The 19,208-nt window shown below is 68.5% G+C and carries 19 protein-coding genes; 10 read left to right on the forward strand and 9 right to left on the reverse strand.

Going from position 1 to position 19,208, the window contains the following annotated elements; all coding sequences use genetic code 11:
- Positions 1-155 precede the first annotated feature (155 nt).
- On the forward strand, positions 156-860 hold the full coding sequence (locus tag V5F59_RS05155; protein ID WP_393979883.1) for a DUF1013 domain-containing protein: 705 nt from the start codon (positions 156-158) through the stop codon (positions 858-860).
- A gap of 85 nt (positions 861-945) precedes the next feature.
- Here the strand turns inward: V5F59_RS05155 and V5F59_RS05160 are convergent, their stop codons facing one another.
- A complete protein-coding gene (locus tag V5F59_RS05160; RefSeq protein ID WP_393979881.1) occupies positions 946-1,776 on the reverse strand; it encodes a universal stress protein in 831 nt (276 codons plus the stop codon).
- A 384-nt stretch (positions 1,777-2,160) separates the two neighbouring features.
- Here V5F59_RS05160 and V5F59_RS05165 point away from each other — a divergent pair, with 384 nt between their 5' ends.
- Both V5F59_RS05165 and V5F59_RS05170 read left to right on the forward strand, forming a co-directional pair.
- A complete protein-coding gene (locus V5F59_RS05165) occupies positions 2,161-3,237 on the forward strand; it encodes a glycosyltransferase family 2 protein (RefSeq protein WP_393979879.1) in 1,077 nt (358 codons plus the stop codon).
- Positions 3,234-4,082 (forward strand): ChbG/HpnK family deacetylase, encoded by an 849-nt coding sequence (locus V5F59_RS05170; RefSeq protein WP_393979877.1) that lies wholly within the window; start codon positions 3,234-3,236, stop codon positions 4,080-4,082. The genes V5F59_RS05165 and V5F59_RS05170 overlap by 4 nt, the downstream gene beginning before the upstream one ends.
- Before the next feature lie 161 nt (positions 4,083-4,243).
- Here V5F59_RS05170 and V5F59_RS05175 read toward each other — a convergent pair whose 3' ends face one another.
- The 7 genes from V5F59_RS05175 to uvrC all read right to left on the reverse strand — a co-directional run bounded on the left by V5F59_RS05175 (position 4,244) and on the right by uvrC (position 10,339).
- Positions 4,244-4,888, reverse strand: a complete 645-nt coding sequence (locus tag V5F59_RS05175) for a CoA transferase subunit B (protein WP_393979875.1) — start codon at positions 4,886-4,888, stop codon at positions 4,244-4,246.
- Positions 4,888-5,604, reverse strand: a complete 717-nt coding sequence (locus V5F59_RS05180) for a CoA transferase subunit A (RefSeq protein ID WP_393979873.1) — start codon at positions 5,602-5,604, stop codon at positions 4,888-4,890. Before V5F59_RS05180 ends, V5F59_RS05175 begins: the two co-directional genes overlap by 1 nt.
- Positions 5,605-5,695: 91 nt before the next feature.
- Positions 5,696-6,463, reverse strand: a complete 768-nt coding sequence (locus V5F59_RS05185) for an SDR family NAD(P)-dependent oxidoreductase (RefSeq protein ID WP_393979871.1) — start codon at positions 6,461-6,463, stop codon at positions 5,696-5,698.
- A 261-nt stretch (positions 6,464-6,724) separates the two neighbouring features.
- On the reverse strand, positions 6,725-7,213 hold the full coding sequence (locus V5F59_RS05190) for a molybdenum cofactor biosynthesis protein MoaE (RefSeq protein WP_393979869.1): 489 nt from the start codon (positions 7,211-7,213) through the stop codon (positions 6,725-6,727).
- Between the two features lie 4 nt (positions 7,214-7,217).
- The gene (gene moaD, locus V5F59_RS05195; protein WP_393979867.1) at positions 7,218-7,469 is read right to left on the reverse strand and encodes a molybdopterin converting factor subunit 1; all 252 of its coding nucleotides are present in this window, start codon (positions 7,467-7,469) and stop codon (positions 7,218-7,220) included.
- Complete coding sequence (gene pgsA, locus V5F59_RS05200) at positions 7,466-8,107, reverse strand: CDP-diacylglycerol--glycerol-3-phosphate 3-phosphatidyltransferase (RefSeq protein WP_393980426.1); 642 nt, start codon at positions 8,105-8,107, stop codon at positions 7,466-7,468. The genes moaD and pgsA overlap by 4 nt, the downstream gene beginning before the upstream one ends.
- Positions 8,108-8,206: 99 nt before the next feature.
- The gene (gene uvrC / locus V5F59_RS05205) at positions 8,207-10,339 is read right to left on the reverse strand and encodes an excinuclease ABC subunit UvrC (RefSeq protein WP_393979865.1); all 2,133 of its coding nucleotides are present in this window, start codon (positions 10,337-10,339) and stop codon (positions 8,207-8,209) included.
- A 285-nt stretch (positions 10,340-10,624) separates the two neighbouring features.
- On the opposite strand from uvrC, the gene V5F59_RS05210 reads away from it, so the two are divergent.
- The 3 genes from V5F59_RS05210 (at position 10,625) to V5F59_RS05220 (ending at position 13,087) form a co-directional block, all read left to right on the forward strand.
- Positions 10,625-11,245 carry an outer membrane protein gene (locus tag V5F59_RS05210; RefSeq protein ID WP_393979863.1) on the forward strand — a complete coding sequence of 207 codons (621 nt, stop codon included), beginning with the start codon at positions 10,625-10,627 and terminating at the stop codon, positions 11,243-11,245.
- 257 nt (positions 11,246-11,502) lie between these two features.
- A complete protein-coding gene (locus V5F59_RS05215) occupies positions 11,503-12,198 on the forward strand; it encodes an outer membrane protein (RefSeq protein ID WP_393979861.1) in 696 nt (231 codons plus the stop codon).
- Between the two features lie 214 nt (positions 12,199-12,412).
- Positions 12,413-13,087, forward strand: coding sequence for an outer membrane protein (locus V5F59_RS05220; protein WP_393979859.1), 675 nt, complete (start codon positions 12,413-12,415; stop codon positions 13,085-13,087).
- On the opposite strand, the gene panD is transcribed toward V5F59_RS05220, so the two are convergent.
- Positions 13,071-13,520, reverse strand: a complete 450-nt coding sequence (gene panD, locus V5F59_RS05225) for an aspartate 1-decarboxylase (protein WP_393979857.1) — start codon at positions 13,518-13,520, stop codon at positions 13,071-13,073. The two genes, V5F59_RS05220 and panD, sit on opposite strands and share 17 nt — an antisense overlap.
- Before the next feature lie 321 nt (positions 13,521-13,841).
- Between panD and V5F59_RS05230 the strand changes: the two genes are divergently transcribed.
- From V5F59_RS05230 to V5F59_RS05245, 4 genes are all read left to right on the forward strand, one after another.
- Complete coding sequence (locus V5F59_RS05230; protein WP_393979855.1) at positions 13,842-14,855, forward strand: Gfo/Idh/MocA family protein; 1,014 nt, start codon at positions 13,842-13,844, stop codon at positions 14,853-14,855.
- A 176-nt stretch (positions 14,856-15,031) separates the two neighbouring features.
- Positions 15,032-16,165, forward strand: a complete 1,134-nt coding sequence (locus tag V5F59_RS05235) for a DegT/DnrJ/EryC1/StrS family aminotransferase (protein ID WP_393979852.1) — start codon at positions 15,032-15,034, stop codon at positions 16,163-16,165.
- 107 nt (positions 16,166-16,272) lie between these two features.
- Positions 16,273-17,823 carry a murein biosynthesis integral membrane protein MurJ gene (gene murJ / locus V5F59_RS05240; RefSeq protein ID WP_393979850.1) on the forward strand — a complete coding sequence of 517 codons (1,551 nt, stop codon included), beginning with the start codon at positions 16,273-16,275 and terminating at the stop codon, positions 17,821-17,823.
- 162 nt (positions 17,824-17,985) lie between these two features.
- Positions 17,986-19,206 carry an efflux RND transporter periplasmic adaptor subunit gene (locus V5F59_RS05245; protein WP_393979848.1) on the forward strand — a complete coding sequence of 407 codons (1,221 nt, stop codon included), beginning with the start codon at positions 17,986-17,988 and terminating at the stop codon, positions 19,204-19,206.
- Positions 19,207-19,208: the final 2 nt, after the last annotated feature.

The following is a 19,208-nucleotide window of genomic DNA, read 5'->3' on the forward strand; positions in this document are numbered from 1 at the left end:
ATCGCGATGTGTTTCGCGGTCCGCCCCGCGGGGAGGGGCGACCATGCGAACCCGCATATTCCGGCACCACATATTTTCCGGGCGCCTCGTGCGCCCCACATCAACAGCTGCTCCGGCCGCCTGAGGCGTCCGGCACCAACGCCGAAGAGGCCGTCATGTCGAACATACCGCTCATGCCCAAGGCCACTGCCGTCTGGCTCGTGGACAATACGGCGCTTTCCTTCGAGCAGATCGGCGACTTCTGCAAGCTGCACCCGCTCGAGGTGAAGGGCATCGCCGACGGCGAGGTGGCGCAGGGGATCAAGGGGCTCGACCCCATCTCCACCGGCCAGCTCTCCCGCGACGAAATCTCGCTTGCCGAGAAGGACCCCAACCGCCGCCTGAAGCTGCTGGAATCCAAGGTACGCCTGCCGGAGCAGAAGAAGCGCCGCGGCCCGCGCTACACCCCGGTGTCGCGCCGCCACGACCGCCCGAACGCCATCCTCTGGCTGCTGCGCAACCATCCCGAGCTGAAGGACGCGCAGGTCATCCGCCTGGTGGGCACCACCAAGGCGACGATCCAGTCCATCAAGGAGCGCACCCACTGGAATTCGGCGCAGCTCTCGCCCATGGACCCGGTGACGCTCGGCCTGTGCAGCCAGATCGACCTCGACATCGAGGTGCAGCGCGCCGCCAAGGATCGTCCCGCCGCCGTCGCCCATGAGGATCGCGGCGCCACGCTGCTGCCGGCGGACGTCACCACCGCCCATGACGAGCACGAGGATCAGGCCCCCAAGGGCCGCGAATCCCTCGACCTCGAAACCGTGTTCGCCAAGCTCGGCGGTTCGCGCCGCAACGAGGAGGAAGACGACGAGGAGTGATCCTCGCCGCGCTTCACCGGGCATGAAAAAAGCCCCCTTCCGGTCGGAAGGGGGCTTTTTCGTTTATTGCGTCCGGCAGTCGGCCTCAGTGGGCCATCAGAACCGGCACGGTCATGGTGGCGAGGATCTCGCGGGTCACGCCACCCATCACCAGCTCGCGCAGGCGGGAATGGCCGTAGCCGCCCATCACCACCAGGTCGGCGCCCTGGTCGGACACCTCGTTGAGGATGGCGGCGGCGATGGGCTCGCCGGAAGAGACCGGCAGGCGCCGCACCTTGGCATCGATGCCGTGGCGGGCGAGATGGCGCGCCACCTCCGGCCCGGCGGTGTCTTCTTCCTCGGTGTGGTGCACCACGCGGAAGATCTCCACCTCCTTGGTGCGGTGGAGCAGGGGCAGGGCTTCCGCCAGCGCGCGGGCGGAGGCGCGGCTGCCATCCCAGGCCACCACCGCCCGGCTGGCGGTGAAGGGCTTGGTCTGCACATAGGGCACCACCAGCACGGCGCGGCCGGATTCGATGAGCACCGTCTCGGCGATCACCTCCTCCGGGCCCGGGCGGTCCGGATCGGGCTGGGCCACGACCGTGATGTCGTACAGGCGCGACATCTCCGAGAAGGCGTTGGCCGCCACCCCGAGGGAGGCGGTGAGGCTCTTCACGTCATGGGTAATACCGGCGGCGGTCGCCGCCGCGGTGAAGCCGGTGGCGGCACGCTCGGCCGCTGCCTGATTCTCAAGCACCTGCGCATCGATGAAGTCGGTGGGCAGGGCGCCCATGTAGAAGGGCGGCACGTCGATCTCGTATGCCACGGTCAGCCCGGTGAGATGGGCGCCGAATGCCGCCGCGAGGCTGGCCGCGAAATCACGGGCCACGTCCTTCTCGGTGCCCTGAGCGAGATTGACCAAAATGTCGCGAATCATCTGGGAAGGCCCCCGTTCGGCCGTGTGGACGACGCGACCTTACCCTAAACTCGCCCAAAGTCTCGGGTCTTGATATGCCGCAATCGTCGCCGCTGATCCGGCCTGCGCCATGCCCTGAAAATGACGGCGCGGCCGCCTTGGGGGAAGACGACCGCGCCAATGGCACGATCAATGGGGGGATGATCGCACCCCCCGACAACGCCGCGAAAGGACCGAGGTTCCACCCGTCGCCGAAAAATTTCACCCGTTCCCGGCCGCTCCGGCTAAAACTGGCGGCCGGTGCGCGATCCAGGCAAATTGAGTTGATTTGCCTGGTGAAGCGCCCTCCGAGCTTGAATGGGGAGAACGCGTGCTCCAGCGGCGCCTGGCACCCGAAGACGCACCATGATACCAGACCTGAGCATCGTCGTTCCGCTCTACAATGAAGCCGAGGGGCTCCCGGTCTTCCATGCGCGCCTGTGCGCGGCCGCGACGGCGGAAGGGCGTGCCCGTGGGCTCACCCTCGAGATCGTCTATGTGGACGACGGCAGCCGCGACGGCAGCGCCGCGCTCGCCGCCGGGCTGCCGGCCGATGGGCTGGACGTTCAGGTGGTCGCCCTCTCGCGCAATTTCGGCAAGGAGGCGGCCCTCATGGCCGGCCTCGACCATGCGCGCGGCGACGCCGTGATGTTCATGGACGGCGACGGCCAGCACCCGCCGGAGATGATCTCCACCTTCGTGCGCCTGTGGAAGGACGAGGGCTACGACGTGGCCTACGCGGTGAAGGCCGACCGCTCCGACGAGGCGGCGAGCCGGCGCATCTTCGTGCGCCTTTTCTACAAGCTGCTGAACTTCGGCGCCGCCACCCGCATCCCGGAGGATGCTGCCGACTTCCGCATTCTCTCGCCCCGCGCCGCCGGCGCGCTGCGCCGCATGACCGAGCGCAACCGCTTCTTCAAGGGCCTGTCCAGCTGGATCGGCTACAAGCAGATCGCCGTGCCCTACCGCCCGGCGGCCCGGGCGCACGGCTCCACCTCCTTCAACTTCCTGCGGCTGCTCGGCCTGTCCATGGAGGCGCTGACCTCCTTCTCGCCGGCGCCGCTGCGCCTTGCCGCCGCCTTCGGTGCGGTGCTGGCGGGCCTCGCGCTGCTCTACGGCGGCTGGATCGTGGTGGAGCGCCTGTTCTGGGGCATTCCGCTGCCCGGCTACCCCTCCATCATCGTCGGCCTCATGGTGATCGGCGGCACGCAGCTGCTGGTGATGGGGCTGATGGGCGAGTACGTCGCCCGCATCCTCTCGGAGATCAAGGCGCGACCGGTCTATTACGTGGCCGACCACGCGCTGAACCGCGCCGTCGCGGTCCGGCAGGAGCCCGCGCCGCACGAGGCGGGGGGGCTGCCGGCGGGCGGTTACGGGGGTGTCCATGGGGGGGCGCAGGTGCTGCCCTATCCCGGCGCCGTCGCCTCGAGGGCCGAGCCGTGAGGCGGGTCGTCCTGTGCGCGGATGATTATGCCATCGCTCCCGGCGTGTCGGAGGCGATCCGCCAGCTGATCGCCGCGCGCCGGATCAACGCCACCTCGGTCATGACCGTGTTCGACGGGCTCAAGGAGGAGGCGGACGCGCTGAAGGCCGCGGCCCGGGATATGGGTGCCAGCATCGGCCTGCACGTGACCCTGACCGGCACTTTCGCGCCCCTCACCGCCGGCATGGCGGGGCCCCTGGGGACTTTTCCCGCTTTGTCCGCGCTGCTCGTCGCCGCCCTGACGCGGCGGCTCGATCCGAAGGCCGTGGCGGCCGAGGTGGAGGCGCAGTTCCTCGCTTTCGCCGAGGCGTTCGGCGGCCCGCCGGACCATGTGGATGGCCACCAGCATGTGCACGTGCTGCCCGTGGTGCGGCGGGCGGTGCTCGCCGCCACCGCCCGCCATGCCCCCAAAGCCTGGCTGCGCGATGTGACCCCGGCGAAGGGGGCGCTCAACGGCTTCGATTTCAAGGGCCGGCTCATCGGCAGCTTCGCCCGGGGCTTCGCGCGGGATGCGGCAAGGCTTTCGCTCGTCACCAACAGCGGCTTCGGCGGCGCCTATGACTTTTCGGCCGGCCACGATTTTGCGGCGCTGCTCACCCACTTCCTGAAGGGCGTGCCCGAGGGCGGGCTGGTGATGGTCCATCCCGGCCGGGTGGACGACCCGCTCACCGCCCGCGATCCCCTCACCCACCAGCGCGAGGTGGAATACGAGGTGCTGCGCGGGGAGGGGATGCGGGTGATCCTGGACGCCGCCGACGTGCGGCTCTCCCTGCCCGAAGGGATGGGGCACAAGGCGGCGGCCTGAACGGGCATCATGCCATCGGCGCCGGTCCTTGACCGGTGTCGAGAGGGGCTCTCAGGTGGCGGCTAAAGGGAAGGGCTCCTCCGGTGGCGCGGAGAAGCCCTTGCATCAGGCCCGGAATGGCCGGGACCGGCGGGGGCGCGGCCAGGCGCCCCCGTTTCCCCTCAGGTGAGGCCCACCTCGAACCTGGCCGCGGTCTTGGCCTTCACCTCGTCGAGGGAGACGCCCGGCGCCAGCTCCTTCAGCACCAGCGTGCCGCCGCGCTTGGTGAACTCGAACACCGCGAGGTCGGTGATCACGAAGTCGGTCACGTGGGTGCCGGTGAGCGGCAGGGTGCAGCGCTCCACCAGCTTCGGCGCGCCGGACTTCTCCACATGCTCCATGAGCACGATCACTTCCTTGGCGCCGGCGACGAGGTCCATGGCGCCGCCCATGCCCTTCACCATCTTGCCGGGCACCATCCAATTGGCGATGTCGCCCTGCTCGGACACCTGCATGGAGCCGAGGATGGAGAGGTCCATGTGCCCGCCGCGGATCATGGCGAACGAATCGGCGCTGGAGAAATAGGCGGTGTCCGGCACCTCGGTGACGGTCTGCTTGCCGGCGTTGATGAGGTCGGGGTCCTCTTCGCCCTCATAGGGGAAGGGGCCGATGCCCAGCATGCCGTTCTCGCTCTGGAAGGAGACGGTCATGCCCGGGGGCAGCGCGTTGGCGACCAGGGTGGGGATACCGATGCCGAGGTTCACGTAGAAGCCGTCGCGGATCTGCTGGGCGGCGCGGGCCGCCATCTGCTCACGGGTCCAGGCCATCACTTCACCTCTTCGCGCTTGCGGGTGGTCACCTTCTCGATGCGCTTCTCGGCGCCCTGCTCGACCACGATGCGATCCACATAGATGCCGGGCGTGTGGATGGTGTCGGGGTCGAGCTCGCCGATCTCCACCAGCTCCTCAACCTCAACGACCGTGACCTTGCCGGCGGTGGCCATCATCGGATTGAAGTTGCGCGCCGTCTTCCGGTAGACGAGGTTGCCTTCCTTGTCGGCCTTCCAGGCCTTGATGATGGACAGGTCGGCGACGAGCCCGGTCTCCAGCACATAGTGCTGGCCGTTGAACTCGCGGGTCGGCTTGCCCTCGGCGATGATCGTGCCGTAGCCGGTCTTGGTGTAGAAGCCGGGGATGCCGGCGCCGCCAGCGCGGATGCGCTCGGCCAGCGTGCCCTGCGGGTTGAATTCCAGCTCCAGGTCGCCGGCGAGGTAGAGCTGCTCGAACAGCTTGTTCTCACCCACGTAGGACGAGATCATCTTCTTGATCTGGCCGTTGGCGAGCAGGATGCCGAGGCCGAAATCGTCCACGCCGCAATTGTTGGACACGACGGTGAGGTGCTTGGGCCCGAGCTCGCGGATGGCCGCGATGAGGTTCTCGGGGATGCCGCAGAGGCCGAACCCGCCGGCCATGATCAGCTGACCGTCGGAGACGATGCCCTCCAGGGCACTTTTCGCGTCCGGGTACACCTTGTGTCGCATCATTTCCTCCTCGGCGGTGACGCCTCGATGAGCTTAAGGGCGGGACCCGCCGGGCGGAAGCGGGGCGGGAGATCAGGCGGCACTTTCGCGCCCGTCACAGCGAGGAGACGAGGTGGCCGCCATCGACCACCAATGTCGTCCCCGTCACGTATGCGGACGCATCGGAACTCAGGAACAGGAGCGGACCCTCGAGATCGGCGAGGGTGCCGAGCCGGCGGTAGGGAATGCGCTTGATGAGGGCCTGCCCCGCTTCGCTGGCGAAGAAGTCGCGGTTGAGGTCGGTCTCCACATAGCCGGGGCACAGGGCATTGGCGCGGATCTTGTGGCGCGCCCATTCCAGCGCCATGGACTTGGTGAGCTGCACCAGCGCCGCCTTGGAGGCCGCATAGGCCGCCACCTGCCCGGCCACGCGCAGGCCGAGGATGGAGGCGACGTTGATGATGCTGCCGCCGGTGCCGCTCGCGGCCATGGCGGCAGCGGCCGCGCGGCCCACCAGGAAGCCGCCCTTCAGGTTGGTGTCGAGGATGGCGTCCCACTCCTCCGCCGTCTCCTTCAGGAGCGGGGTGGTGGCGGTGACGCCGGCGTTGTTGACCAGGATATCGAGCCGGCCGAAGGCTGCGATCACCTCCGCCACGGCGGTGTCGGCGGAGGCAGGGTTGGTCACGTCGAGGGAGAGGGGAGTGGCCACGCCACCCGCGGCCCGGATGCGCTCGCACAAGGCGGCGCAGGCTTCGGCGCGGCGCGCGGCCACCGCCACGTGCGCGCCGGCGGCGGCCAGCCGTTCGGCGAAATAGGCCCCGAGCCCCCCGGACGCGCCGGTGACCAGCGCGGCTTTTCCCTCGAGGGAGACGCGAAAATCCATGGATCGTTTCCCTCGCCGGCGCCGGCGTCGCCCGGGAGGTGCCCGGAACCGGCAAAGCGTTCTCTTGTCTGAGAGCGCATCCGGCGAACAGCGACCCACCGGAACGCTCTCGTTCTTTGTTTCATCGCAATGCCAGGCGCAAAACCGCTGCGCGCCTTTGCGGGAATTGCCATGGCTTCGAGCCGTTGGTCGGCTCTTATAATGAGCGGCTGATTAATAGACACGGGCGCTGGTCGTGCGCAAGGTCCTGTTTCCAAGCGCCTACCGGCTTTCGCCGGTCTTTTCCCAGCGGGCGCGGGCGTCGTCGTCGTGGGCCTTCGCCTCCACCCAGGCGCCGCCGTCGGCGCGCTCCTCCTTTTTCCAGAAGGGGGCGTCGGTCTTCAGCCAGTCCATGAGGAATTCGGCGGCGGCGAACGCGGCGGCGCGGTGGGAGGCGGCGGTGGCCACCATGACGATGGGGTCGCCCGGAACCAACCGCCCGTGCCGGTGCACCACGATGGCGCCGGTGAGGGGCCAGCGCCGGCGGGCCTCCTCCACGTGGCGCTCGATCTCCGCCTCGGCCATGCCGGGGTAGTGCTCAAGCGTCAGCGCGGCGAGGGAGGCGCCACCGGCGTCCGGGTCGGCCCGGCACAGGCCGGTGAAGGTGACCACGGCGCCCACGTCGGTGCGGCCTGCGCTGAGGCGGGCGCTCTCGGCCGCGGCATCGAACGGGGCTTCCTGGATGCGCACGGCGAAGAGGGGCGTGGCCATGAGATCAGCCCCCGGTCATCGGCGGGAAGAAGGCGATCTCCTGCGCGCCGGCGAGGGGGGCATCGGCCTTCACGTGGCGCCGGTCGAGGGCGGCGCGCACGATGGCCGGATTCTCGAAGGCGTGGGCGTGGGCCTCGTCCTGCGCGGCGAGCCAGCGGGCGAGGTCGGCGACGGTGGCCACCTCCGGCGGCGGGGCTACTTCCTCCTCGGCGCGGCCGACCCGTTCGCGGAGCCAGGCGAAATAGAGAACCTTCACCGCTCGTCCTCCACCAGGTGGCGCGCCCCGGCGCGGAAATAATCATACCCCGTGTAGAGCGTGAGCACCGCCGAGACCCACAGCAGCGTCAGGCCGGCGAGGGTGACGCCGGGCAGCACCGCCTCGCCCGCCGGGCCGGTGATGAGCACGCCCACCGCGACCAGCTGGAGCGTGGTCTTCCACTTGGCGAGCCGCGAGACCGGCACCGAGACGCGCAGCTCGGCCAGGAACTCGCGCAGGCCGGAGACCAGGATCTCCCGGCACAGGATGACGATGGCGGCCCATAGGGACCAGCCGCGGATGGTGCCGTCGGAGGCGAGCATGAGCAGGCAGGTTGAGACCAGCAGCTTGTCGGCGATGGGGTCCAGCATGCGCCCGATGGCCGATTGCTGCGACCAGGCGCGGGCGAGGTAGCCGTCGAAGAAATCGGTGATGGCGGCGGCCACGTAGAGGGCCAGCGCCACCCAACGCAGCACCACACCGCCGGCCAGGATGTCCGACCAGAACAGGCAGGCCGCCACCAGCGGCACCGCCACGCAGCGCGCATAGGTGAGGATGTTGGGCAGCGAGAGCGCATGCCCCCGTGCGCTCCGCGCCGGCGCGGGGGAGGGATCGGAACGGGTCGCTGCCTCGGCCATCAAACTCACTTCGCCGGTCTGGAGGCGCTTCATGCCCTCCTTGCTACCGGTCCTATTTAGGCCGTGCGGGCGGCGGGCGGAAGTCTCGGGTGTGATCCCTCATGATGAGGGCCGTTCATGAAAATAATCGTACACCGCCTTGGCGGTGGCGGCATTGATGCCGGCCACCTGCTCCAGATCGGCCAGCGAGGCCCGCTCGATGGCCTTCAGCGTGCCGAAGTGGCGCAGCAAGGCCCGCTTGCGCGTGGGCCCGACGCCCGCGATGGCCTGGAGCCCCGCTTCGGTGATGTCCTTCTTGCGCCGCGCGCGGTGGGAGCCGATGGCGAAGCGGTGGGCCTCGTCGCGCAGGCGCTGGATGAAATAGAGCACCGGGTCTCGCGGTTCCATGCGGAAGGGCGGCCGACCGGGAATGAAGAACTGCTCGCGCCCCGCGTCCCGGTCCACGCCCTTGGCGATGCCCACCAGCGGCACGTCGGTGATGCCCAGTTCCTCCAGCACCTTGCGGGCCGCGTTGAGCTGGCCGAGGCCGCCGTCGATGAGCACCAGGTCCGGCCAGGGGGAGGCGTCGGTGGCGTCGGGCAAAGCGGTGTCCGTCTCCGGTTCGTCCATTTCCGGCACGGGCTTCGCCTCTGGCCCGGCGGTCACGATCGCGGCATCGGCGGGGGGCGGGGCGTCCGGCGCGGGCGCGGTCTCTTCCCGCGGGGCCTCTTTCAGCAGGCGGGAGAAGCGTCGGGTGAGCACCTCGCGCATCATGCCGAAATCGTCGCCGGGCACGAGGTCCGCCGACTTGATGTTGAACTTCCTGTACTGGGATTTGCGGAAGCCCTCCGGCCCCGCCACGATCATGCCGCCCACCGCATTGGTGCCCATGATGTGGGAATTGTCGTAGACCTCGATGCGTTGCGGCGGCGCCCCCAGGCCGAAGGCGGCGGCAAGGCCCTCCAGCAGCTTCGCCTGGGTCTGGCTTTCGGCCAACGTGCGGGCGAGGGCCTCGCGGGCGTTCTGGAGGGCGTGGTCCACGAGGTCGCGCTTCTCACCGCGCTGGGGCGCGGCGATATCGATCTTGTAGCCGGCCTTCTCCGAGAGCGCCTCGGCGATGAGCGCCTGCTCCTCCACCTTGTGGGACAGCAGGATGAGGCGCGGGCAGGGCTTGTCCTCGTAGAACTGGGAGAGGAAGGCGCCCAGCACCTCGGCTTCCGTCAGGGAGCGGTCGGCGCGCGGGTAGTAGGCGCGGTTGCCCCAGTTCTGCCCGGTGCGGAAGAAGAACACCTCGATGCAGGTGGCTCCGCCCTGCTGGTGGCAGGCGAAGACGTCCGCCTCCTCCACGCCGCGGGGGTTGATGCCCTGCGAGCCCTGAACCGCCGAAAGCGCGGCGAGGCGGTCGCGCAGGCGGGCGGCGCGCTCGAACTCCAGCTCCTCCGCCGCCTGCTCCATCTCGCCGGCCAGCTCCTCCTTGATGGCGCGCGAGCGGCCGGAGAGGAAGGCTCGCGCCTCGCGCACCAGCTCGGCATAATCGGTGTGGTTGATCTCGCCGGTGCAGGGGCCGGAGCAGCGCTTGATCTGGTAGAGAAGGCACGGCCGCGTGCGGTTCTCGTAATAGCTGTCGGAGCACGAGCGCAGCAGGAAGGCCCGCTCCAGCGCGTTGATGGTACGGTCTACGGCCCATACGCTGGCGAACGGGCCGTAATAGTCCCCCGGACGGCTGCGCGCGCCGCGATGCTTGGTGATCTGCGGCGCCACGTGGTCGGCGGTGATGAGGATGTAGGGGAAGGACTTGTCGTCCCGCAGCAGCACGTTGAAGCGCGGCTTCAGCTGCTTGATGAGGTTCGCCTCCAGAAGCAGGGCTTCCGGCTCCGTGCGGGTGGAGACGAATTCCATGGTGCACGTGGCCGCGATCATCCGTGCGATGCGGTTGGTGTGGCCCACTGGGCGCGTGTAGCTGAGCACGCGCTTCCTGATGCTCTTGGCCTTGCCCACGTAGAGCACGGTGCCGTCGCCCGCCAGCATGCGGTAGACGCCGGGGCCCGAGGGCGCGAGCTTCGCCGCGCGCACGATGGCTGCCCGCCCGGTGGCAAGGCTCTCCTCGCCGGGCGCGAGGGCATCCTCGGCCTCGATCTGGAGGAGAATCTCCTCGTCCTGCTCCTCCGTCTCCTCGGCCTCGGGTGGGCGCGTCGCGGCGTCCTCGGGGGGGAGGGTGACTTCGGGCGGGTCTGTGGGGCGTCTGCCGGTCATGGGCCTTATTTAGTGCGCCGCGCGGCCGGAGAAAATCCGCGTGCCCGGGCCTTCCTGTTAACAGGCGCTCAACCATGGAGTCACGCGTATGGCGGCGCGACAGCTCGCAGAGGTGGTCCCCGGCGCGCTTTTCAAGTGTTTGCAACACTTCGACACATTAACGCCGCGTTAGGCATCACGGCGGGACGGCGCGCGCGGACAGGAATGGGCAAGATTCACCTGCGAGGGTGCGGACGAGGCCGGCCGCGCGTGTCGCCGCCGGCGCCACCCCTGGAGGAGTCCTCGATGCGTTCTCGTCTGCTTGCTTCCGCCGCTGCGCTGGCGGGGATCGGCCTCGCCAGCCCGGCGATGGCAGCCGACCTCTCCGGCCGATATCCGCCCTATCAGGCGCCCTATGCGCAGCCCGTGCCCGTCTTCACCTGGACCGGCTTCTACATCGGCGCCAACGCCGGCTATGCGTGGGGCAATGCGGCCTTCGCCAGCCCCGGCGGCTTCATCGGCGGCGCGCAGATCGGCTACAATTATCAGTTCGCCAGCCCCCTGGTGCTGGGCGTGGAGACGGACTTCGACTTCTCCGGCGTCTCCGGCGGCAACTACAGCCTCAACTATCTTGGCACCGTGCGGGCTCGCGCGGGGTGGGCGTTCGACCGCTTCCTCGTCTACGGCACCGGCGGCTTCGCCTATGGCCAGGGCAGCCTGAAGGCGTTCGGCCTGTCGGCCGATGCCACGCAGACCGGCTGGACTCTGGGCGCCGGCGCCGAGTTCGCCTTCGACCGCAACTGGACAGCCAAGGCGGAGTATCTTTACGTAGACTTGGGCAGTACAACCTTTCAGACGTTTTCTGGCCCGGTTGCCACCGGGTTCGACGCAAATATTCTGCGAGCAGGTGTGAATTATCGTTTCTGATGGCAAGGCTGTCGTTAGGGAATAGATTGTGGCAGAACATGGGATCTATCTTACGTTCGCCACTTTTACGCCCCCGGTCGTCACAAATGTAAAAGAGCATTAGAGTTTTGCCACATCTCTGCCCGGTTTGATTTTTCCGGTGTGGCGCATTCGCTACAGACGCATGCCCCCACCGGCTGTATGAAAGAACCACCGTTCGGCCGGGCCTCGAGGGCGACCCCTCCCGGCGATGCCGAAATCAAAAGAAGGTACCGATCATGTTCAAGCGTGCACTTCTCGGGGCCACGGCCCTTGCTCTTCTCGCCGGCTCTGCGTCGGCGGCCGACCTGGCCAACCGCTACCCTGTGAAGGCGGCTCCGATCCCCGTCCCGGTGTTCTCCTGGACCGGCTTCTACATCGGCGCGAACGTGGGCTGGGGCTTTGCCAGCAACACCTTCGACTACACCTCCTTCGGTGGCCCGGCCTTCAGCTACGACACCGGCAACACCAACGGCTTCGTCGGCGGCTTCCAGCTGGGCTACAACTACCAGTTCGCCAACAACGTCGTGATCGGCGCCGAGGCGGACTTCGACTGGTCCGACATCGGCAGCACCAACATCCTGGTGGGCGGCCCGGTGGGCGGCGCGCTGGTGTCCCAGAACGTCGACTACTTCGGCACCATCCGCGCCCGTCTCGGCTACGCGGTCGACCGCTTCCTGCCGTACATCACCGGCGGCGCGGCTTGGGCCAAGACCAACTACACCGACCCCTTCGCTGTCTCCTACGACAACACCAAGTGGGGCTGGACCGTCGGCGCCGGCGCCGAGTACGCCATCACCAACAACTTCACGGTCAAGGCCGAATACCTGTATCTCGGCTTCGACAACAGCAAGACCAACTATGTCAACGGCGACCAGCTCTCCGTCGGCAGCGACATCCAGACCGTCAAGCTGGGTGCCAACTACAAGTTCTGACCCCTTCAAAGATCCTGAACGCGGGCTTCCGGCATCTGCCGGAAGCCCTTTTTCTTTGCCCGCGTGGCAGGCCATGGCCTGCCACGCGCACACGGCTTCGTGAGCGCAGACGGGGGTTTCGCCCTTTCTTCGCCGCGACGGCGCCATTCCCCCGCCGGTCCTCCGGTCGATGCTCTCCTGCCATGAGCGAGGGCGGACCCGAGGGAGCGGAGCAATGACGCGACGGATCGGAACGCGGTGGATCGGCCGGATCGCTGCCGGCGGCGTGACGCTGGCGATGCTCGCTGTGCTTCTGCCGGCGGATCGCGCGGCGGCGGCAGACCTTGCGCCGGCGCCCGTCACCAAGGCGCCGGTGGCGATCCCCACCCCCGTCTTCTCCTGGACCGGCTTCTACATCGGCGCCAATGCCGGCTACGGCTGGGGCTCCGGGCAGGACGGGCTCGGCCTCTACGGTGTCGATCCCAAGGGTTGGTTCGGCGGCGGGCAGGTCGGCTACAATTACCAGTTCGGGAATAATGTCGTCGCTGGTCTGGAGGCGGATCTGCAGGGCGGCGACATCAGCGCCGGGCCGGCGGGCCTCAACAGCAGCCTCGATCTGTTCGGAACGGTGCGCGGCCGCCTCGGCTACGCCTTCGGCCGGGTGCTGCCCTATGTCACCGGCGGCTTCGCCTGGGGCAACAATTCCGTCGACTATCTGGGCGCGAGCCAGTCGCAGACCCATACCGGCTGGACGGCCGGCGCGGGCATCGAATACGCCTTGACGGACCATTGGACGGCCAAGACCGAGTATCTCTACACGGACTATGGCTCCAAGTTCTACGACAGCCTCGGCGCCAACGCAGGCCTGACCACCCAGACCGCTAAAGTCGGCATCAACTACAAGTTCTGAGCGGGATCTTCTGGGCCGCGCCGTCCTCGTTGCGAATGGCGAAGTGGTAGCGGCCCTCGCTGTCGCGCGTCACCTCGTAGGAAAGGCGGGAGACGACACGGTTGTCCTTGTCGAAGGTCAACACCCTGGGCCGCAGCGCGACGATCTCGCCTTCCGGCACGTAGACCGAGTTGCAGATGATCACCTCGTCGCCCGGCTGGCAGGTGCGGGCCGCCGCACCGTTGAGCACGCAGCAGCGCGAGCCGCGCTCCCCGAGAATCACATAAGTTGAAATGCGGGCGCCGGAGTTGCGATTCCAGATTTCCACGAATTCCATGGGCAGAATGCCCGCTTCCTCGCAGTGATCGGGATCGAGCGTGATGGAGCCGTGATAGTTGAGATCGGCTCCCGTCACCGTGATGCCGTGCAGCTTGCCGGCGACAATCTTGCGCATGGGCAGGTCTCAGCCCCCGTTGAAAGGCCGCTGTGATAGGGCCTGTGGCCCCTCAGGGGAAGTCCCGGCGCGGCCTGACGCTGCGAGATCGGTAACACGGGGATGCAATTCTTGAACGCGAGCGTGGCGCAAATTGACGCCGCACCTCGCATTCTTAACTATGTTCATGCTAGAGGCGGGGTCAATCAGATGGTGATCAATCTGATTGGTGGGCCCGTCTCTGAGTTTCTAAAAGAGAACGCGTTGACCGATCAGATTGCGTCGCGATCGGATCGCGCGTGCTCCTCGAGCCCGCTTCGTTAACGACAGATGAGGGCTGAAATGGCTCATCCGGCAGCGCCCGCCACGGAGCGCGCCCAGAAGGCCCCGACAAGTGCCGGGCCTGTCCGCGTCGGCGTCACGGGCATCGGCATCATGGGCTCCAACCACGCCCGCGTCCTGGCCGAGCTTCCCGGCGCCGAACTGGTCGCCGTCGCCGATCCCGACCAGGCGCAGGCCCAGCGGGTTGCAAACTTCCTCGGCTGCAAGGCGGTGGGAGACCATCGCGCGCTGCTGGACCTCGGCCTCGATGCGGTGGTGGTCGCCGCTCCCACGCACCTGCACCACACCATTGCTCTCGACGTGATCGGCGCCGGCTGCTCCGTGCTGGTGGAAAAGCCCGTCGCCTCCACCGCCGAGGAAGGGCGCGAGATCGTCGCCGCCGCCCGCGACAAGGGCGTCACCCTGATGATCGGCCATGTGGAGCGCTTCAACCCGGCGGTGCGCGCCGTGAAGGAGGCGATCCGTGGCGAGAGCCTGCTCTCCATCGCCATCACCCGCGTCGGCCCGTTCCCGCCGCGCATGTCGAACGTGGGCGTGGTGATCGACCTCGCCGTGCACGACATCGACCTGATCCGCTGGTTCACCGAATCGGACATCCTGGAAGTGCAGCCGCAGACCTCGGCTGCCCTCGCCGAGCGGGAGGACATCGCGCTCCTCCAGTTCCGCACCAAGACGGGCGTGCTCGCGCACATCAACACCAACTGGCTGACGCCCTTCAAGGCGCGCACGGTGCACGTGGCGACCTCCAAGAAATATGTGATCGGCGACCTGCTCACCCGCCAGGTGACCGAGCATTTCGACTACCGGCCGGACGGCTCCTATTCCACCCGGCACCTGCCGGTGGCCTATGCCGAGCCGCTGCGCGCGGAGCTGGAGAACTTCCTGTCCGCCGTGCGTTCCGGCCGCGCGCCGGAAGTGACGGGCGAGGAGGGGGTCGCCAGCCTCGAGATCGCCATCTCCTGCCTGCCCGGCGCCGCCGGCGTCAAGGCCGAGAAGCGTCGCGCCGTCGGCTGAGCCCGCTGCCTTACGACCGGAACGGGCGCGGCGCTGCCGCCGGGCCCGCTCCGTTTCGCCCGGCCTTTCGGGCCGCCGCTCCCGGCATCGCGCCTGCGCTTGGACTCTTCCGGCCGGTGCCCGCCTCTCGCGACCCGATCCTTCCTCTTCTTCCGGACTTTTCCAGGGGATCCGAGATGACCTCTCCCATCGCCTTCATCGACCTTGCCGCCCAGCGGGCCCGCGTCGGCTCCCGCATCGACGAGGCGATGCTGCGCGTCCTCGCCTCCTGCCGCTTCGTGAACGGGCCGGAAGTGACCGCCTTCGAGACGCAGCTCGCTGCCTTCGCCGGGGCCAAGCATGCCGTCTCCTGCTCCTCCGGCACGGATGCGCTGGCGCTGCTGCTGATGGCCTGGGGCGTCAAGGCGGGGGATGCGGTGTTCTGCCCTGCCTTCACCTTCTGCGCCACCGCCGAGGTGGTGCCGTGGGTGGGCGCGACCCCGGTGTTCGTGGATGTGAAGGAAGACACCTTCAACATGGATCCGGAGAGCCTGGAACAGGCGATCGCGGTGGCGATCGAGCAGGGGCTCGATCCGCGGGTGGTGATCCCGGTGGATCTGTTCGGCCAGCCGGCCGACTATGACGCGATCCTGCCCATTGCCGAGAAGTACGGTCTGAAGGTGCTGTGCGACACCGCCCAGGGTTTCGGCGGCACCTGGAACAACAAGCGCACCGGCTCCATCGGCGACGCCACCGCCACCTCCTTCTTCCCGGCCAAGCCGCTCGGCTGCTACGGCGACGGCGGCGCCATCCTGACCGACGACGAGGAGCTCGTCGCGGTGCTGAAGAGCCTGCGCGAGCACGGCCAGGGCGTCGACAAGTACCAGAACGTGCGCATCGGCATGACCGCCCGCCTCGACACCATCCAGGCGGCCGTGCTCATCGAGAAGCTCGCCATCTTCGAGGAGGAGATCGCGGCGCGCGAGCGCGTGGCCCGGCGCTACAATGAGCTGCTGAAGGACGTGGCCACGGTGCCGGTCGTGGACCCGCGGGCCACCTCTGTATGGGCGCAATACACCATTCGCCTCGCCCCCGGCGTGCGCGACGGCCTCGCCGAGACACTGAAGGCGGAGGGTGTGCCCACGGCGGTCTATTACCGCCTGCCCATGCATTTGCAGCCGGCCTACCGCCATTATCCCTCCGCCGGCGCCATCCTGCCGGTGTGCGAGGCGCTGGCGGAGGAGGTCATCTCCCTGCCCATGCACGCTTATCTCGACGAGGCGACGCAGGATCGCATCGTCGACGCGGTCAAGCGGGCGCTGGCGGCCTGACACCGCGCGGTCCGGCCGGCCGGTGGGCTCGCCCTCCGGGCGGCTGGGCAAGGCCGCCGGAACGTGCTTTAGGCTCCGGCGACCGTTTCGAGGGGCCGCCTGAACCCATGTTCCGCAACATCCTCTCCGTCGGCGGGCTGACGCTCGTCTCCCGCCTCGGCGGCTTCATCCGCGACGTGGTGATGGCGGCCGTGCTCGGCGCCGGGCCGGTGGCGGACGCGTTTCTCGTCGCCTTCCGCCTACCGAATCACTTCCGGGCCATCTTCGCCGAGGGCGCCTTCAACGCCGCCTTCGTGCCCACCTATGCCCGCCTGCGTGAGCAGGAGGGGGTGGCGGGCGCGCGCGCCTTCGCCGACGAGATCCTCACCGCCATGATGCTGGTGCACGGCGTGCTGCTGGCGCTTGCGCTGGGCTTCACACCCCAATTCGTGGCCGCGCTCGCCCCGGGGCTTGCGGACGATCCCGAGCGCTTCGGCCTCGCGGTGACGCTGACGCGCATCACCTTTCCCTATCTGGCGCTGATCTCGGTGGCGACACTGGTCTCCGGCGCGCTGAATGCGTCCGACCGTTTCGCCATGGCGGCGGCCGCGCCCATCCTCATGAACATCTGCATGATCGGCACGCTGCTCGGCGCCGCCTGGTTTCCCACGGCGGGCCATGCGGCGGCCTGGGGCGTGCTCATCTCCGGCGTCGCCCAGCTGTTCGCTGTGGGCTGGGATGCGGAGCGCCACGGCATCGGCCTGCGGTTCGGCAAGCCGAAGCTCGATCCGGGTACGCGCCAGTTCCTGAGGGCGCTCGGTCCGGCGGTGATCGGCTCGGCCGGTGTGCAGATTGCCTTGTTCGCTGACACCATCATCGCCACGTTCCTGCCCTCCGGCGCCCTGTCCGCGCTCTATTATGCCGACCGCATCAACCAGCTGCCCATCGGCGTGGTGGGCATCGCGGTCGGCACCGTGCTGCTGCCGGAGATGTCGCGACGCCTCGCCGCCGCTGACGATGCGGGCGCCGCCCATGCGCAGGCCCGTTCCATCGAGCTGGCGACGCTGCTGGCCATTCCCTTCGTGGCGGCATCGCTCATGGTGCCCGACCTGACCATGCGTGCCCTGTTCGCCCGCGGCGCCTTCACCAATGCAGATGCGGCGGCCGCTGCGGCGACGCTCCAGGCCTACGGGCTCGGTCTCCTGGCCTTCGTGGTGGTGCGCGCCTTCATCGCTCCGTTCCACGCCCGCGGCGACACGCGCACCCCCATGATCGCCTCGCTGACGGCAGTGGGGCTCAACGTGGCGCTGAAGTTCGCCCTCATGGGCAGCCTCGCCCAGGTGGGCCTCGCCCTCGGCACGGCGGTGGGCGGCTGGATCAATGTGGGCCTGCTCGTCTTCTTCGCCGTCCGGCGCGGCTTTCCGGTGGGGGACGACCTGCTGGGCGGACACCTCGCGCGGCTCGCCATCGTGCTCGCCGTGGTGGGGGCAGCGCTGTTCGGCGCGCAGATGGCGGCCCAGGCTCTGCTGCCGCACGGCTTTCCCGCTCGCGAGGAAGTGATGCTGGCGTTCGTGGTCCTGGGGGGCGGGGCGGTCTACGCAGGTTCCGTCTTCCTGCTCCTTGGCCGACGGTTCCTCGGCGGGGTCATGGGTCGTGGCCGGCCTCCCGTCCCGGCGTGACCCTGTTTGAACACGTTTTTTCGCCGAGGGCGTTTTGCATCGCGAAAAGGCTGTGCTAGGAACCGCCGTCTTTTCCGGTTTCGGCCATCGGTTGCGGGAGGTGCCGAACCTTCGCACGTGATTCATTGGCGGACGCATGGCGTCCGTTCAGGAGCCGGACCGATGCCCCAGTCCTCGCGCCCCGTCGCCCTTCCGCGCCTTGCCTCCGGCAGCCGCGCCGCGCGCCTCGGCCTTCTCGCCGCCGTTCTTGCGTTGCCGCTCGCCGGCTGCGGCCAGCCCACAGCCCAGCAGCAGGGCGCCCCGCCCCCGCCCCAGGTGACTGTCGCCAGCCCGGTGAGCAAGCAGGTCACCGATACCGATGAGTATGTGGGCCGCTTCGTCGCCATCGACGAGGTGAATGTCCGCGCCCGGGTCTCGGGCTACCTGGACAAGATCCACTTCACCGACGGCCAGTTGGTGAAGGAGGGCGACCTGCTCTTCACCATCGACCAGCGCCCGTTCAAGATTGCCCTCGATCAGGCCCAGGCGAACCTCGCCCAGGCCAAGGCCAACCTGGATTTCACCAAGGCGGACCTCGAGCGTGCCCGCACGCTGCTGGAGGATCGCACCTCCAACGCCATCTCCAAGCAGACCTTCGACCAGCGCACCCAGGCCGAGCGCACCGCCGCCGCCATCGTGCAGTCGCAGGAGGCGCAGGTGCGCTCCGCCCAGCTCGACCTCGCCTTTACCGAGGTGAAGGCGCCCGTTTCCGGCCAGATCGGCGACCGGCGGGTGTCGGTGGGCAACTATGTCACCGGCGGCACGGCAGGCTCGCCCACCCTGCTCGCGGTGATCGTCTCCACCGATCCCATCCGCTTCGAATTCACCATCGACGAGGCCTCGCTGCTGCGCATCCAGCGCCGCAAGGCCGGGGCCGACATCAAGGGCGACCCGGTCAGCCTGAAGCTCATCGACGACAAGGACTTCGCCCACCAGGGCCAGCTCGACTTCCTGAACAACGTGATCGACCGCGAGACCGGCACCATCCGCGGTCGCGCCGTGTTCGAGAACAAGAACAGCCTGTTCCGGCCGGGCATGTTCGGCCGCATCCGCCTGCAGTCGTCCGCCCCCTACCAGGCGCTCGCGGTGCCGGACGTGGCGATCGGCACCGAGCAGGTGAAGAAGTTCGTCTATGTGGTGGGGCCGGACAACAAGATCGGTCAGAAGGTGGTCACCCTCGGCCCGCTGGTCGGCGACATGCGGGTCATCCGCGAGGGGCTGGCGGCGGACGACAAGGTGGTGGTCAACGGCCTGATGCGCGTGCGCCCCGGCGTCGTCGTCAATCCCCAGACAGCCGATGCCGCGCCGGCCGGAGCCCCCCCCGCCGCCGCCGCCGCGAAGTGAGG

It is taken from the genome of Xanthobacter nonsaccharivorans (assembly GCF_043194755.2).
GTDB classification, from domain to species: Bacteria; Pseudomonadota; Alphaproteobacteria; order Rhizobiales; family Xanthobacteraceae; genus Xanthobacter; species Xanthobacter autotrophicus_G.

Bases quoted from the DNA above. Each gene is read 5' to 3' on its own strand.
- V5F59_RS05155 (WP_393979883.1), top strand. From the start codon at position 156: ATGTCGAACATACCGCTCATGCCCAAGGCCACTGCCGTCTGGCTCGTG.
- V5F59_RS05160 (WP_393979881.1), bottom strand. From the start codon at position 1,776: ATGATTCGCGACATTTTGGTCAATCTCGCTCAGGGCACCGAGAAGGAC.
- V5F59_RS05165 (WP_393979879.1), top strand. From the start codon at position 2,161: ATGATACCAGACCTGAGCATCGTCGTTCCGCTCTACAATGAAGCCGAG.
- V5F59_RS05175 (WP_393979875.1), bottom strand. From the start codon at position 4,888: ATGGCCTGGACCCGTGAGCAGATGGCGGCCCGCGCCGCCCAGCAGATC.
- V5F59_RS05180 (WP_393979873.1), bottom strand. From the start codon at position 5,604: ATGATGCGACACAAGGTGTACCCGGACGCGAAAAGTGCCCTGGAGGGC.
- V5F59_RS05185 (WP_393979871.1), bottom strand. From the start codon at position 6,463: ATGGATTTTCGCGTCTCCCTCGAGGGAAAAGCCGCGCTGGTCACCGGC.
- V5F59_RS05190 (WP_393979869.1), bottom strand. From the start codon at position 7,213: ATGGCCACGCCCCTCTTCGCCGTGCGCATCCAGGAAGCCCCGTTCGAT.
- pgsA (WP_393980426.1), bottom strand. From the start codon at position 8,107: ATGGCCGAGGCAGCGACCCGTTCCGATCCCTCCCCCGCGCCGGCGCGG.
- uvrC (WP_393979865.1), bottom strand. From the start codon at position 10,339: ATGACCGGCAGACGCCCCACAGACCCGCCCGAAGTCACCCTCCCCCCC.
- V5F59_RS05210 (WP_393979863.1), top strand. From the start codon at position 10,625: ATGCGTTCTCGTCTGCTTGCTTCCGCCGCTGCGCTGGCGGGGATCGGC.
- V5F59_RS05215 (WP_393979861.1), top strand. From the start codon at position 11,503: ATGTTCAAGCGTGCACTTCTCGGGGCCACGGCCCTTGCTCTTCTCGCC.
- V5F59_RS05220 (WP_393979859.1), top strand. From the start codon at position 12,413: ATGACGCGACGGATCGGAACGCGGTGGATCGGCCGGATCGCTGCCGGC.
- panD (WP_393979857.1), bottom strand. From the start codon at position 13,520: ATGCGCAAGATTGTCGCCGGCAAGCTGCACGGCATCACGGTGACGGGA.
- V5F59_RS05230 (WP_393979855.1), top strand. From the start codon at position 13,842: ATGGCTCATCCGGCAGCGCCCGCCACGGAGCGCGCCCAGAAGGCCCCG.
- V5F59_RS05235 (WP_393979852.1), top strand. From the start codon at position 15,032: ATGACCTCTCCCATCGCCTTCATCGACCTTGCCGCCCAGCGGGCCCGC.
- murJ (WP_393979850.1), top strand. From the start codon at position 16,273: ATGTTCCGCAACATCCTCTCCGTCGGCGGGCTGACGCTCGTCTCCCGC.
- V5F59_RS05245 (WP_393979848.1), top strand. From the start codon at position 17,986: ATGCCCCAGTCCTCGCGCCCCGTCGCCCTTCCGCGCCTTGCCTCCGGC.